This window comes from Pseudomonas pseudonitroreducens (assembly GCF_021603645.1).
Taxonomy (GTDB): Bacteria; Pseudomonadota; Gammaproteobacteria; order Pseudomonadales; family Pseudomonadaceae; genus Pseudomonas; species Pseudomonas pseudonitroreducens.
Genome location: NZ_BQHJ01000001.1, coordinates 540,179 through 553,195, shown reverse-complemented (window position 1 = coordinate 553,195; position 13,017 = coordinate 540,179). Strand labels below are relative to the sequence as shown.

General features: G+C 65.2%; 12 protein-coding genes. 4 read left to right on the top strand and 8 right to left on the bottom strand.

The window, feature by feature from the left end; genetic code table 11:
- The first annotated feature begins 29 nt into the window (after positions 1–29).
- The 3 genes from atuF (at position 30) to L6D89_RS02540 (ending at position 5,232) form a co-directional block, all read left to right on the top strand.
- Positions 30–2,018: a geranyl-CoA carboxylase subunit apha gene (gene atuF / locus L6D89_RS02550; protein WP_236198643.1), complete on the top strand. Its 1,989-nt coding sequence runs from the start codon at positions 30–32 to the stop codon at positions 2,016–2,018.
- A 232-nt stretch (positions 2,019–2,250) separates the two neighbouring features.
- On the top strand, positions 2,251–3,072 hold the full coding sequence (locus L6D89_RS02545; protein WP_236198642.1) for an SDR family oxidoreductase: 822 nt from the start codon (positions 2,251–2,253) through the stop codon (positions 3,070–3,072).
- A 330-nt stretch (positions 3,073–3,402) separates the two neighbouring features.
- Positions 3,403–5,232 (top strand): long-chain-acyl-CoA synthetase, encoded by a 1,830-nt coding sequence (locus L6D89_RS02540; RefSeq protein WP_236198641.1) that lies wholly within the window; start codon positions 3,403–3,405, stop codon positions 5,230–5,232.
- 93 nt (positions 5,233–5,325) lie between these two features.
- Here the strand turns inward: L6D89_RS02540 and L6D89_RS02535 are convergent, their stop codons facing one another.
- The 8 genes from L6D89_RS02535 to L6D89_RS02500 all read right to left on the bottom strand — a co-directional run bounded on the left by L6D89_RS02535 (position 5,326) and on the right by L6D89_RS02500 (position 11,964).
- Positions 5,326–5,895 (bottom strand): hypothetical protein, encoded by a 570-nt coding sequence (locus L6D89_RS02535; RefSeq protein ID WP_236198640.1) that lies wholly within the window; start codon positions 5,893–5,895, stop codon positions 5,326–5,328.
- Between the two features lie 126 nt (positions 5,896–6,021).
- Positions 6,022–6,735, bottom strand: coding sequence for a hypothetical protein (locus L6D89_RS02530; RefSeq protein WP_236198639.1), 714 nt, complete (start codon positions 6,733–6,735; stop codon positions 6,022–6,024).
- Positions 6,732–7,325: an RNA polymerase sigma factor gene (locus L6D89_RS02525; protein ID WP_236198638.1), complete on the bottom strand. Its 594-nt coding sequence runs from the start codon at positions 7,323–7,325 to the stop codon at positions 6,732–6,734. Before L6D89_RS02525 ends, L6D89_RS02530 begins: the two co-directional genes overlap by 4 nt.
- Before the next feature lie 280 nt (positions 7,326–7,605).
- Entirely contained in the window at positions 7,606–9,045 is a 1,440-nt protein-coding gene (locus tag L6D89_RS02520; protein WP_024764499.1) for an aminotransferase-like domain-containing protein, read from the bottom strand.
- Between the two features lie 105 nt (positions 9,046–9,150).
- Complete coding sequence (locus tag L6D89_RS02515; RefSeq protein ID WP_236198637.1) at positions 9,151–9,786, bottom strand: response regulator; 636 nt, start codon at positions 9,784–9,786, stop codon at positions 9,151–9,153.
- 153 nt (positions 9,787–9,939) lie between these two features.
- Positions 9,940–10,767 carry an OmpA family protein gene (locus L6D89_RS02510; protein ID WP_236198636.1) on the bottom strand — a complete coding sequence of 276 codons (828 nt, stop codon included), beginning with the start codon at positions 10,765–10,767 and terminating at the stop codon, positions 9,940–9,942.
- Positions 10,764–11,108 (bottom strand): DUF4398 domain-containing protein, encoded by a 345-nt coding sequence (locus L6D89_RS02505; protein ID WP_373874925.1) that lies wholly within the window; start codon positions 11,106–11,108, stop codon positions 10,764–10,766. The genes L6D89_RS02510 and L6D89_RS02505 overlap by 4 nt, the downstream gene beginning before the upstream one ends.
- A gap of 28 nt (positions 11,109–11,136) precedes the next feature.
- Entirely contained in the window at positions 11,137–11,964 is an 828-nt protein-coding gene (locus tag L6D89_RS02500; RefSeq protein WP_236198634.1) for a substrate-binding periplasmic protein, read from the bottom strand.
- A gap of 97 nt (positions 11,965–12,061) precedes the next feature.
- Between L6D89_RS02500 and L6D89_RS02495 the strand changes: the two genes are divergently transcribed.
- Positions 12,062–13,012, top strand: coding sequence for an alpha/beta fold hydrolase (locus L6D89_RS02495; protein ID WP_236198633.1), 951 nt, complete (start codon positions 12,062–12,064; stop codon positions 13,010–13,012).
- The last annotated feature ends 5 nt before the right edge of the window (positions 13,013–13,017 follow it).

Below are 13,017 nucleotides of genomic sequence, written 5' to 3'. Positions count from 1 at the left end.
GAGAGGGCGGGGAGAGGGAAACAGCCAGCATGCCCAGCTTCGACAAGATCCTGATTGCCAACCGTGGCGAAATCGCCTGCCGGGTGATCCGTACCGCCCACGACCTGGGCTACCGCACCGTGGCCGTGTACAGCCAGGCCGATGCCAACGCCCGCCACGTGCAACTGGCCGACGAAGCCGTGTGCATCGGCCCGGCGCCCGTGGGCCAGTCCTACCTGAAGGCGGAGGCGATTCTGGACGCGGCGAAACGCACCGGCGCCGGCGCCGTCCACCCCGGCTACGGCTTCCTCTCGGAGAACGCCGACTTCGCCCGCGCCTGCGAGGCCGCCGGCATCGTCTTCATCGGTCCCGGCGTGGAAGCCATCCACCTGATGGGCAGCAAGCGCCTGTCGAAGATCGCCATGCTCGAAGCCGGCGTGCCCTGCATCCCCGGCTACGAAGGTGCCGATCAGGATGACGCCACCCTGACCCGCGAGGCGGAACGCATCGGCTACCCGCTGATGATCAAGGCCAGCGCCGGCGGCGGCGGGCGCGGCATGCGCCTGGTGACGCGCGGCGAAGACCTTGCCGAGCAGCTGCGTACCGCTCGCTCGGAGGCGCAGAACGCCTTCGGCAGCGGCGAGCTGATCCTGGAGAAAGCCGTGGTGCAGCCGCGCCATGTGGAAATCCAGGTATTCGGCGACAGCCACGGCAATATCGTCTACCTCGGCGAGCGCGACTGCTCGGTGCAGCGCCGCCACCAGAAGGTCATCGAGGAAGCGCCCTGCCCGGTGCTGACCGAAGACCTGCGCGCCGCCATGGGCAGCGCCGCGGTGAAGGCCGCCGCCTCGGTGAACTACCTGGGCGCCGGCACCGTGGAGTTCCTGCTGGACGCCAGCGGCGCCTTCTACTTCCTGGAAATGAACACCCGCCTGCAGGTGGAGCACCCGGTCACCGAACTGGTCACCGGCCAGGACCTGGTGGCCTGGCAGATTCGCGTCGCCGAAGGCCATCCGCTGCCGCTGACGCAGGAACAGATCCAGCTCAAGGGCCACGCCATCGAGGTGCGCCTGTACGCCGAGGATGCCGGCCATGGGTTCCTCCCGCAGACCGGCCAGGTGCTGCGCTGGACGCCGCCTCAGCTGGACGGTATCCGCATCGATCACGGCCTGCGCGAAGGCCAGCCGGTGACGCCGTTCTACGACCCGATGCTGGCCAAGGTCATTGCCTACGGCGCTACCCGCGACGAGGCCCGGCGCAAGCTGGTGCGCGCCGTCGAGGACTGCGTGCTGCTGGGAGTGACCGGCAACCAGCGCTTCCTCGCCAACCTGCTCAAGCACCCGGAGTTCGCCGCCGGCAAGGCCACCACCGCGTTCATCGGCGAGCAGTTCGCCGGCGACCCGAGCCTGGCCCCGCGCCAGCCGCAACCACTGGAACTGGCCTGTGCCGCCGCCCTGCTCTACCAGGCTTCGGCCAGTGATCGTGCGCACCAGCCGGGGCTGTCCGGTTGGCGTAGCGCGGGCAGCGCTCCGTGGCGTTTCGCACTCAAGCATGGCGAGGAGAAATTCGTCGTCGAACTGGAAGTCCGCGAGCACGGCGTCCAGCCGACATTGCTGGCCCGCATCGGTGAATCCGAAATCGATCTTCGCCTGCTCGGTGCGGAGAACGGCGAGGCGGTTTTCGAAGCCGATGGCGTTCGCCGCCGCCTGCCCTTCCACCAGGAAGGCGCTCGCCTGTGGCTGTATGGCGCGGACGGCAACCTCGAACTGCTGGACGTCACCCATGAACCGGCAGGTGCCGCCGCTGGTGCGGGCTCCGGCACGGTGAAGGCACCGATGGATGGCGCCATCGTCGACGTACTGGTGAGCGAAGGTACGCGCGTCAGCAAGGGTCAACTGCTGCTGGTGCTGGAAGCGATGAAGATGGAGCACCCGCTCAAGGCCGGCGTCGACGGCGTGATCCGCCGCGTGCAGGTATCCAAGGGCGAGCAGGTGAAATCGCGGCAGTTGCTGGTGGAGGTCGAGGCCGAAGACGCCTGAAGCGCTTTTCGCTTTTCGCTTTTCGCTTTTCGCTTTTCGCTTTTCGCTTTTCGCTTTTCGCTTTTCGCTTTTCGCTTTTCGCTTTTCGCTTTTCGCTTTTCGCTTTTCGTAGGAGCGAGCTTGCTCGCGAACCAGGGCCCTGCAACAGGGAATTGTTCGCGAGCAAGCTCGCTCCTACAGACGCCGTCAGCCCCACCGCTGACGACTCATAACAAGAACTAGGAGCCCCCAAATGTCCCTTTCCGGCAAAACCCTCTTCATCACTGGCGCCAGCCGTGGCATCGGCCGCGAAATCGCCCTGCGCGCCGCGCGCGACGGCGCCAACATCGTCATCGCCGCCAAGAGCGCCGAGCCCCACCCGAAACTCGAAGGCACCATCTTCAGCGTCGCCGAGGAAGTCGAAGCCGCCGGCGGCAAGGCCCTCGCGCTGCAACTCGACGTGCGCGACGAGAACGCCGTGCGCGAGGCCATGGCTCGCGCCGCCGAACACTTCGGCGGGATCGACGCGGTGGTGAACAACGCCGGGGCGATCAAGCTGGTCGGTGTGGAACGCCTGGAGCCCAAGCGCTTCGACCTGATGTACCAGATCAACACCCGCGCCGTGATGGTCTGCAGCCAGGCCGCGCTGCCCTACCTGAAACAGAGCAAGGGCCATATCCTCAGCCTGTCGCCGCCGATCAACCTGGCCGGCAAGTGGTTCGCCCAGCACGGCCCCTACACCGTCACGAAGTACGGCATGAGCATGCTCACCCTGGGCATGCACGAGGAGTTCAAGAAGTACGGCATCAGCGTCAACGCACTGTGGCCGAAAACCATGATCGCCACCGCCGCCATCGAGTTCGAGCTGGGCAGCCGCGATGCCTTCAAGCGTGCGCGTACCCCGGCGATCATGGCCGACGCCGCCTACGCCATCCTCTCCAGCCGTGAACGCAGCATCAGCGGGCGCCTGCTGATCGACGAGGACATCCTGCGCGAACAGGGCCAGAGCGACTTCGAGCAGTACCGTTTCGACCCGAACGGCGGCAGCCTGGTACCCGACCTGTTCCTCGACTGAGCACACTCACGGACCTTTTCGTAGGGCGCATAACGCGGAACGCGTTATCCGCCGTTTGCCACACCTAGGCTAACGGCGGATAACCACAAGCGGTTATTCGCCCTACCAACCCTCCCACCATGGGCACCGTGTCGCCATTTACCAATCGACACAATCCCGCCCTGGCCGTCCGGCCATAGCTTCCTAGACTGCGAGGAACGCCTCGCCGGCGTTTGCCGATCTGCCCTGTGCCACGCGCGCATGGGCCATAGGCGGGCGCCGGGCAGCGGCCTAGAGTCGCCCGAAGCGTCTGCACGCCACAGACAACAATGACAACAAGGGCACGCTTCAATGACCCACGCCGACATCATTACCCCGACCCGCTTCCTCGCCCACCTGCCCGCCACCCTCGGCCGCGTGCCGCGCATGCTGCGCGGGCTGTACTACACCGGCATCCGCAACCGCGAGAAGAATCTCTCCCTGGGCTGGGCCCTGGAGCGCGCCGCGCGCCTCTACCCGGACAGCCCGGCGCTGATCGATGAACGCCGGCGCCTGTCCTACGCCCTCTTCAACGGCTGGGCCAACCGCCTGGCGCGGGCCTTCCAGGCCGAGGGCGTGGGCCACGCCAGCGTGGTCGCGGTGATGCTGGAGAACCGCGCCGAACTCATGGTGGTGCTCGCCGCGCTGGCCAAGCTCGGCGCCATCGGCGCGCTGGTCAACACCACCCAGCGCGGCCAGGTGCTCAGCCACAGCCTGAACCTGGTCAAACCAAGCCATTTCGTGGTCGGCGAGGAGCTGCGCGAGGTCTTCGAAGACGTTCGCCCGGCCCTGGAGAACAGCGGCGGGCGCTGCTACTGGATCGCCGACGAAGACGAGTCGCCATCAACCCAGGCACAGGTCCCGGCCGGCTGGCAGGGGCTGATGCGCCTGGCCCAGGAGCAGGACTCGAACAACCTCGCCGAAACCGCGCGAGTGCGTCTGAAGGACGCCTGCTTCTACATCTACACCTCCGGCACCACCGGCCTGCCCAAGGCCTCGATCATGAGCCATGGCAAATGGATCAAGGCCTACGGTGGCTTCGGCCATTCAGGGCTCGGCCTGAGCAACAGCGATGTGCTCTACCTGACCCTGCCCTGCTACCACAACAACGCCGTCACCGTCTGCTGGAGCGCCGTGCTGGCCGGTGGCGCGGCCATCGCCTTGCGTCGCAAATTCTCCGCCAGCGCCTTCTGGAAGGACGTGCAGACCTACCAGGCGACCTGCTTCGGCTACATCGGCGAACTCTGCCGCTACCTGCTCAACCAGCCCGAGTGCGCCGAGGAGCGCGGCAACAGCCTGACCTGCATGATTGGCAACGGCTTGCGCCCGTCGATCTGGAACGAATTCAAGGAACGCTTCGGCATCGAGCGGATCACCGAGTTCTACGCCTCCAGCGAAGGCAATATCGGCTTCACCAACGTATTCAACTTCGACAATACGGTGGGCTACTCGCCGGCAACCTACGCGATCGTCCGTTATGACCTGGAGAACGACCAGCCAGTGCGCAACGCCAGGGGCTTCATGGAAAAGGTCGACAAGGGCGAAGCCGGCCTGCTGATCAGCGAGATCAGCGCCAAGTGGCCCTTCGATGGCTACACCGACCCGGCCAAGAGCGAGGCGGTGATCTACCGCAACGTATTCAAGGAAGGCGATACCTGGTTCAACACCGGCGACCTGATGCGCGACATCGGCTTCAAGCACACCCAGTTCGTCGATCGCCTGGGCGACACCTTCCGCTGGAAGGGCGAGAACGTCTCCACCACCGAGGTGGAAAACGCCCTGGGCGCCTTCCCCGGCGTGGAGGATGCGGTGGTCTACGGCGTGGAGATTCCCGGCACCAACGGTCGCTGCGGCATGGCCGCACTGCGCCTGGCGGACGGCGCCAGCCTGGACACGACAGAGCTGGCGGCGCACCTGGACCGCGAGCTGCCGGCCTACGCCGTGCCGCTGTTCCTGCGCCTGCTGGCCCAGGTGGAGACCACCGGGACCTTCAAGTACAAGAAGACTGACCTCAAGCGCAACGCCTACGACCCTTCAACCGTGACCGAGGCGCTGTTCGTGCGGTTGCCCGGTGAGACCGACTATCGGGAGCTGGATGGGGCGTTGTTCGAGGCGATTCGCGGTGGCGTGCACCGCTTCTGACGACCTCTTCGTGTAGGAGCGAGCTTGCTCGCGAACGAGCCTTCATGAAGAGCGTCACGAGCAAGCTCACTCCTACAAGGGCAGACGCCGCGATCAGTTACGGAACTTGAACTGCAACTCGGCGCCACGGATATCCGAGTGCCAGCTGTCTTCATTGGCCTCGCGCTCATTGGGTTCGCGCTGGATCAGGCGGCCCCCGACTTCGAACGGGCTCTGTCCGGTCTTTTCGCCGAACATGGGCGGCAGGATCGGCTTGTCCTCGGTCACGGTGATCGGATCGTCCGCTTGCAACTCGTGGACGAGGTCCTTGGGCAGGCGCAGGTCGAGCTTCACCGGGGGCAACGGCTGCTTGACCGCCGGATCGACCGGCTTGCGCACCTGCGCCGGGGTCTTCGAAGGCGCCTTAGCCTCGGGCTTGATCGACGCCTCGACGGCCGGCGCCTTGGGCGACGCCACGGCCTTGGCGGCAGCAGGCTTGGCCTCATTTTCGCGCGGCTGCTCAGCGGCTGGCTCGGGCGCGGGCGTGCTGGCCGGGGCCGCTGCTGGGGCAACTGCCGGTGCGGGCGCTGGAGCCGGAGCGGCTACCTTGTCCTTGTGCTCGTCACCACAGGCGGCGAGCAGCAGGGACAAACTGGCGACAACGAGAATTCGATACGTCTTCATGGAGCGGGCCGTCAGAAAAACCGCGCAATGCTGGCGCGAGATGCGTGGCAGAGCAAGTGTCTAGCCATGACAAAGCGTTACTTCATTCAGTCTGACAGACACGGGCTGAACCCGGCCTGTCATTGGTCAAGGGTTGTCAGACAGTTCCTTCAGAGCCTTGTCGATATCCAGCTCCGGGAAGCGCTGCCGCAAGCTCTCGCGCACACGCTCAGCCTCCTCCTTCTGCCCCTTGTCCTGCAAGTCGCGCAGGTGCAACAGGCTGGTACGCGGCTCATCACCCTGCACCGCCAACGCTTGCAGCTTCCCTTGCACCTGCCTGCCTGGCTGGGCCTGGGCATCATGGAGCTCGCGCGCTTCGGCCAGAGGTTCAGCCTGCGCGCTGTCTACCGCCATTTTCTTGCTCATGGGCGCAGGTTTGGCGAGTTCCTCCATCGCCGCCCCAGCAGCGCTATCCATCTGCGGCACAGCCATGCTCGGCGCCGCATAGGGTGCGGCGGCCGGAGCCGCAGGCGGCGCCATGGCCGGTGCGGGAACCGGCGCGCGCAGCATTGCCGGGGAGACCGGTGCATCGAAGCGCTCCGGCGCCTCTTGGTAAGTACGCAGGGTCAGGCTCAGGCCGATTCCCAGAGTCGCCAGGCCGGCCACGGCAACGCCCCAGCGCTGGCGGCTGCCGGCACCCAGCAACCACTGGTGCAGTCGCTGGGCGAAACTCGGGGGCTTCTCCTGCAAGGCGGCGCGAGCGGCAGCCAGGATGCGCGCGTCCACTTGCGCCGACGGCTGCTCTTCGCTGTGCCGGCGGTAGTGCTCAAGCAGGTCCTGCTCGTGCGGATCGCGATTCATCGACTCACCTCCTCGGTCACCGACGGGTCGGACAACAACCGCCGCAATTTCTGCAGGGCGTAGCGAAGTCGGCTCTTCACGGTTTCCGCCGGAGTTTTCGTCAGCTCGGCAATTTCGTTCAGTTCCAGATCGCCATGGGTGCGCAGTAGGAAGACTTCGCGCTGCTCCACCGGCAAAGACTCCAGTGCGCCCTGCAGGCGCTGCTGGTCGCGGGCAAGGCTCAGCTCGCGTTCGGGGTCGGTGCTTTCGCCGTTCAATGCATCGCCATGCAACTGCTCGTCAAAGCTTTCCTGGCGCCCCTGGTGGCGGCCCAGCTTGCGCCAGTGGTCAATCAGGCGGTTACGGCCGATCTGGTACAGCCAGGTCTTGAAGCTGGCGGCGCCGAAGGGCTGGCTGTCGCTGCGGATCAGGCTCAGCCAGGTTTCCTGGAACACTTCTTCGGCCTGGGCATTGTCGCCGCACAGGCCGCAGAGGAAGCGGAACAGGCCTAGGCGATGACGAGCGTAAAGCTCGCCGAACGCTTCGACGTCGCCTTGTCGGTAACGCTGCAGCAGAGCGACGTCGTTTTCATCCGTGAGGGGTCTCTTCAACTCTCTCGATCCGTAGCGTTGCGGGTGGTGGCTGGCTTCTCGCCAGCGACCGAGTATCGCCGATGGCGCAGGCACGGGTGTAACGCAGTGGTCATTCGGCAGCGTGGCGATCGGCACGGCAGCGGTCTCGTCGAGGGTTTCAACTTGCTTGGACGAGACGATGTGGGAAAACGGGTTAACCGCAGAAAAGCTTTACGTAGGAGCGGACTGCGTCCGCGATGGCATCCGGCGCGCAGCGGACCTACGGCGGACAGAGTCCGCTCCTGCGCATGCAGGGCAATTACGCAGCGATCAGTTCTTCCTGACACAGCTGGCACGCCAGCATGCCCAGGGTCATGATCGCCCGCTCCGCCTCGCGGTCCCACGGGATGCCGCAGGTCAGGCGCAGGCAGTTGTTGAACTGCTCGGTGTTACTGAAGATCAGCCCCGGCGCGATGCTGATGCCCTGCTCCAGGGCGCGGACGTGCAGTTCCTTGGTGTTGACCTTGGCCGGCAGGCTGACCCAGAGGATGAAGCCGCCCTTGGGCCGGGTCATCTGCGTGCCCTCCGGGAAGTACTGCTGTACCGCCAACTGGTAGGCCGTCATGTTCTTGCGGTACTCCTGACGGATGTAGCGCAGATGCCGGTCATAACCGCCGTTCTCGAGATACGCCGCCACGCCCATCTGGGTGACGGTGCACGCCGAGTGCGTAGTAAAGGTCTGCAGGCGGCGAATCTCCTCCTGGTAGCGCTCGGCGATGATCCAGCCGATGCGCACGCCAGGGGAGATGGTCTTGGAGAAACTCGAGCAGTACACCACCCGGCCGTCACGGTCATGGGCCTTGAGTGCCTTGGTCTGTCCCTGGTCGAACATCAGCTCGCCGTAGATATCGTCCTCGATCACCCCGATGTTGTGCTCGGCGGTGAGCTTGAGCAGCGCCTTCTGGCGATCCTCCGGGATGGTGCCGCCCAGCGGATTGCTCAGGCGCGCGGTCAGCACCAGCGCCTTGATCGGCCACTGGTTGGCGGCCAGTTGCAAGGCTTCCAGGCTGATGCCGGTGAGCGGGTCACTGGGAATCTCGATGACCTTCAGGCCGAGGATATCGGCCAATTGCAGCAGCCCGTAGTAGCTCGGCGATTCGGTGGCGATCAGATCGCCCGGCCGGGTCATCACGCGCAGGGCCATGTGGATGGCGTCGACGCAGCCGTGGGTGATGGTCACCTGGGTCGGATCGACCACCACACCGGCATCGCGCATGCGGATCGCCACCTGGCGGCGCAGCGGCTCGTAGCCGGGGCTGAACATGTAGCTGAAGGCCCGCGGGCTGGAGAAGCGGGTGACCTTGGCCAACTGCTGGTGCAGCGCGCGGACCGGCAGGTAATCCACATGCGGCACCGCGGCGCCCAGCGGGAACACACCCTCGCGGCGCGCCTCGGCGAGCACCTGGTTGATGATGCTGCTGCGGGTGACCAGACCGGGGCGTTCGACGCGGGCGATGTCCGGCGTCGAGGCAGTCAGTGCCGGTGTGCGATGCACGTAGAAGCCGGACTGCGGACGCGCGCGGATCAGGCCCTGATCCTCGAGGGTGGCGTAGGCCTGGAGCACCGTCGCATGGCTGACGTTGAGCTGGGTGCTCAGCTTGCGCACGGACGGCACGCGCTCGCCCGGCTGGTAGACACCACGACGGATGTCTTCCGCCAGTTGCTGGGCGATGCGCTGGTACAGCAGCAGATTGGACATGACGGCCATCCCTCGGTCATTGAACCGAAACAGTAGCCAAAAAGTGCAAACTGTTCCAGAACAGTCGTCAGCATTCCATCCGATACAGTTGCGCGCCCGCTTGCTTCAGATCTCGCCCAGCCAGTCCAGCAGCCCCGCCACCACCAGTTGCGCATCGGTGGTCAGGCCGAGTTTCTGCATGGCATTGCGCTTGTGGGTGCTGATGGTGGAGACGCTGCGGTTGGTCCGCTCGGCGATTTCCCCCACCGTGGCACCATGGGCCAGGCGGCGGATGATATCGACTTCGGTTGGGCTCAACGGCTTGCCGGTATGACGCGGCGGACGCAGCATCGGGTCGATGTAGGTCTCGCCCTTGCGGATGCGGGCGAAGGCGTCATCCAGCAGGCTCAGCGGATTGCGCTTGCAGACATAGCCCACCGCGCCGCACTTCACCGCTGCGGTCGCCAGTAGTGGCGCCCCCATGACCGAATAGACCAGTACAGGTACATCCGGATGGTGGCGCTGCAACCATTCGATCAGGTGCACGCCATCACGCCCGCGAGCGCCGGGCAGCGCCAGCTCGACGATGGCCAGATCAACCTCGGGATGGGCACTGAGGACGTCCAGCAGGCTGTCGGTGTCGCTGACGAAGGCTTTCACCTGAGCCAGTTCGCGTTCCAGCAGATAGCGTTCCAGGCCCCAACCGATCATCGGTTGCGGGTCCGCCACGATTACATTGAAAAGCTTCTTTTCCAGTGACATCAGATTCTCTCGTTTACGGCTCCCCTTGAGGGGATTAGTCGCACCCGGCCATTTTCGCCAAGCTGCCACTCGAAAGAATTCGAGATGCCCCAGATGAAAAACCCCGGAGCCGAGGCGTCCGGGGTTTTCCTGTGTCGGGATATTGCGCTGCGCTCAGCGTTCGGCGCCGAGTTGGCCCTTCTCGTCGGAGAAGACGATCTCCACTCGGCGGTTCTGCGCACGCCCCAGCGACGAGGCGTTGTCCGACACCGGATATGCCTCGCCGTAGCCCTGCACCTTGACGCGCTTGTCGTCCACGCCCAGGTCAGTCAGCGCATCAGCCACGGCCTGCGCGCGGTCCCGGGACAGTTGCAGGTTCTGCTCGCGATCGCCTTCGGCGTCGGTGTAGCCCTCGATGCGGATGACCCGCCGCGGGTTGAGCTGGAGGAACTGCACCACCTTGAGCACGGTGCGGTTGGCCGCAGGCTTCAGGTCCGCCTCACCGCTGTCGAACAGCACATCGCCGAGCGTCAGCACCAGGCCGCGTTCGGTTTCGTTGGTGGCCAGGCTGACCATCTGCTGCTCCAGCCACTTGCTCTGTTCCTGCACGTTGAGCAGGCGCGCCTCACGCATCGCCAGTTGCAGGCGCTCGCGCTCCAGCTGCTGCTTGCCCAGGCGCTCCTGGTTCAGCGCCAGATTGCTGTGCTCGCGGGCGATCTCGCTGTAGCGCTGGCTGAGGTAGGAGTACTGCAGTACGTCATCGCTGCTGCCCCAGTAGTTGGACAGGCGCTCGGCGCGGGCCAGCGACTCGCCGGCACGGATCACGTCCTTGGGCGCGCTGCGCAGCACCGAGGAGTCTTCCTTCACCGCCTGGAACTGCTGGCGGGCCTGCTCCAGGGATTTCTCGCTGAGCTGGCTGTTGGCACAACCGGCCAGCAGTGCGACGACACCCAAGGCGCCGATCCACGATGCGCCACGGCGCAACAGTTGCACGGAAGTCATTGCACTTCTCCCAACTGTTTGCGCAGGCGATTGATGCTCTTGCTCTGCTCGGACAGTTGTTCGGTGCTCTTGCGCGTCAGCTCCTTGGCCTCGGCCAGGCGCGCATCGAGCTCGGCCTGCTCGGCGAGCTGCCGCGCCTTCTTGTGCGAGCCGACCGCCAGGGCCCCCTTGGCAGCCTGGTACTTGTCCTCGGCGAGCTTGAGCTCGGCGACGTCATCGGTCGCACCTACGGCCTTGGCCTGTTCCAGCGCCTGCTCGGTGAGACGCATCTGTTCGTTGGGTGCCGGGTCGTTCGTCGCACAGCCGGCCAACGCAAACAAAGCCAGGCCGGCGACCATCATCCGTCGATTGATCACGAAATCTATTGTCCTACTCGGTGGGAGTGCTGGCAGGCTGCAGCTGCTGGGCCTTCCAGCGGGCCAGGTTGTCCTGCAGCAGGCGCTGCGGGATTCCGGCGGCCGTCAATTCTGTCATTTTTTTCGCCAGTTGTCCGCGCAGCCACGGGTCGTTGCAGGCCGAGTTGTGCGCGACGGTCAGGTACAGACCCTCGCTGGAGATCGGCGGTTCCAACGGCTGCAGGTCGTCGGCCATGCCGAGGGTATCGGCGACCGCGAGGCCGGGGTAGTGCTCGTAGATCACATAATCCGAGCGCTTGAGCAGCAGTTTCTGGAACGCCTGGGTCAGGCTCGGCACTTCCTCCAGCGTCAGTTGCTCCTTGGCGAAAGTGTCGAAATCCGGGCCGAAGCTGTTGTTCACCAGGGTTCCGCCCTTCAAGCCGCGCAGGTCGTCGCGACCGGCGTAGGGAGTCGCAGCATCCTTGCGCATCCATACCACGTTGTCGGTGGTGAGGAAGGCCGGATGGATGTAGTCCATGGTCTCCAGCCGCGGCGGCGTGAGGAAGGCGCCGGCGATCAGGTCGACCCGGCCCAGCCGCGCCTCTTCCTGCGCACGCGCCCAGGAGCCGGTATAGATCACCCGGATGCTCACCCCGATCGCCTTGCCGATCTGCTCCAACAGGTCGGCATTGGCGCCGATCAGGCGCTCCGGCTGCGCAGGGTCGCGCCACAGGTAGGGCGGGTATTCCGGATTGCCGGTAGCGACCAACCGCTCGCACTTGCCGGCCGCGAACCCACCCAGTGGAATAGAGAAAGTCACCAGCAACAGCGCTGCACGGATCAGCGTGGAGCAATCAGGCATCGGTAGTCTCACTCGCCAGAAGAAAGAACGGCCATGCTTAGAGCCGCAAAATGCTAGCGTAAAGCACACCGACCCGATTTGGTAATAAGGACTTCTCATGAAGAAAGCCCTTCTGGCCCTTCTCCTGGCGCTAGCCGTCGCCGCCGGCGTGCTCTACGCCTTCCCCTCCACCCTGCTGGCGACGGCACAGTACGTCGAAGCCGCCCGCGCCCGGCTGTCGACCAACAGCCTGCAGGTCGACGACCTGGACATCACCTACTACGAGGGCGGCCCGGAAAAAGCCCAGACCATCCTGCTGATCCACGGCTTTGGCGCCGACAAGAGCAATTGGCCCCGCTTCGCCCGCTTCCTGACCAGGGACTACCACGTCATCGCCGTCGACCTGCCCGGCTTTGGCGACAGCAGCCGGCCCGCGAACATCAGCTATGACGTTGGCACGCAGGCCGAACGCCTGGCCGACTTCATGCGCGAACTGGGCATCGGCCGTTTCCACGTGGTCGGCAATTCCATGGGCGGACATATTGCCGCGCTGCTCGCCGCGCGACATCCGCAGGAGGTGCTGTCGGTCGGTCTGTTCGATAACGCCGGGGTCATGGCGCCGCACCAGAGCGAACTGTTCGAGCGCCTGCTCAAGGGTGGCGACAATCCGTTGGTGCTGCGCAGGGTGGAGGACTTCCCCGCCCTGCTCGACTTCGTCTTCGTGCAGAAGCCACCGCTGCCGTCGCGGCTGCGGGACTACCTGGCAGAACGCTCGCTGGAGCGCAGCACGTTCAACGGCATGGTCTTCCAGCAGTTGCGCGAGCGCTACATCCCGCTGGAGCCGGAGCTGCCGAGGATCACCGCGCCAACCCTGCTGCTGTGGGGCGATCGCGACCGCGTACTGGACGTTTCCAGCATCAACGTAATGAAACCGCTGCTGAAGAAGCCCAGCGTTGCCATCCTGCGCGATTGTGGCCACGTGCCGATGATCGAGCGCCCCGAGGAAACCGCTCGCCTTTACCTGGACTTCCTCAAGCAGAGCCACGGGCCGGTCACCGCGGCGAACTGATCGCC

Excerpts from the sequence above, each read along its gene's own strand:
- atuF (WP_236198643.1), top strand. The coding sequence starts at position 30 with ATGCCCAGCTTCGACAAGATCCTGATTGCCAACCGTGGCGAAATCGCC.
- L6D89_RS02545 (WP_236198642.1), top strand. The coding sequence starts at position 2,251 with ATGTCCCTTTCCGGCAAAACCCTCTTCATCACTGGCGCCAGCCGTGGC.
- L6D89_RS02540 (WP_236198641.1), top strand. The coding sequence starts at position 3,403 with ATGACCCACGCCGACATCATTACCCCGACCCGCTTCCTCGCCCACCTG.
- L6D89_RS02535 (WP_236198640.1), bottom strand. The coding sequence starts at position 5,895 with ATGAAGACGTATCGAATTCTCGTTGTCGCCAGTTTGTCCCTGCTGCTC.
- L6D89_RS02530 (WP_236198639.1), bottom strand. The coding sequence starts at position 6,735 with ATGAATCGCGATCCGCACGAGCAGGACCTGCTTGAGCACTACCGCCGG.
- L6D89_RS02520 (WP_024764499.1), bottom strand. The coding sequence starts at position 9,045 with ATGTCCAATCTGCTGCTGTACCAGCGCATCGCCCAGCAACTGGCGGAA.
- L6D89_RS02515 (WP_236198637.1), bottom strand. The coding sequence starts at position 9,786 with ATGTCACTGGAAAAGAAGCTTTTCAATGTAATCGTGGCGGACCCGCAA.
- L6D89_RS02510 (WP_236198636.1), bottom strand. The coding sequence starts at position 10,767 with ATGACTTCCGTGCAACTGTTGCGCCGTGGCGCATCGTGGATCGGCGCC.
- L6D89_RS02505 (WP_373874925.1), bottom strand. The coding sequence starts at position 11,108 with ATGATGGTCGCCGGCCTGGCTTTGTTTGCGTTGGCCGGCTGTGCGACG.
- L6D89_RS02500 (WP_236198634.1), bottom strand. The coding sequence starts at position 11,964 with ATGCCTGATTGCTCCACGCTGATCCGTGCAGCGCTGTTGCTGGTGACT.
- L6D89_RS02495 (WP_236198633.1), top strand. The coding sequence starts at position 12,062 with ATGAAGAAAGCCCTTCTGGCCCTTCTCCTGGCGCTAGCCGTCGCCGCC.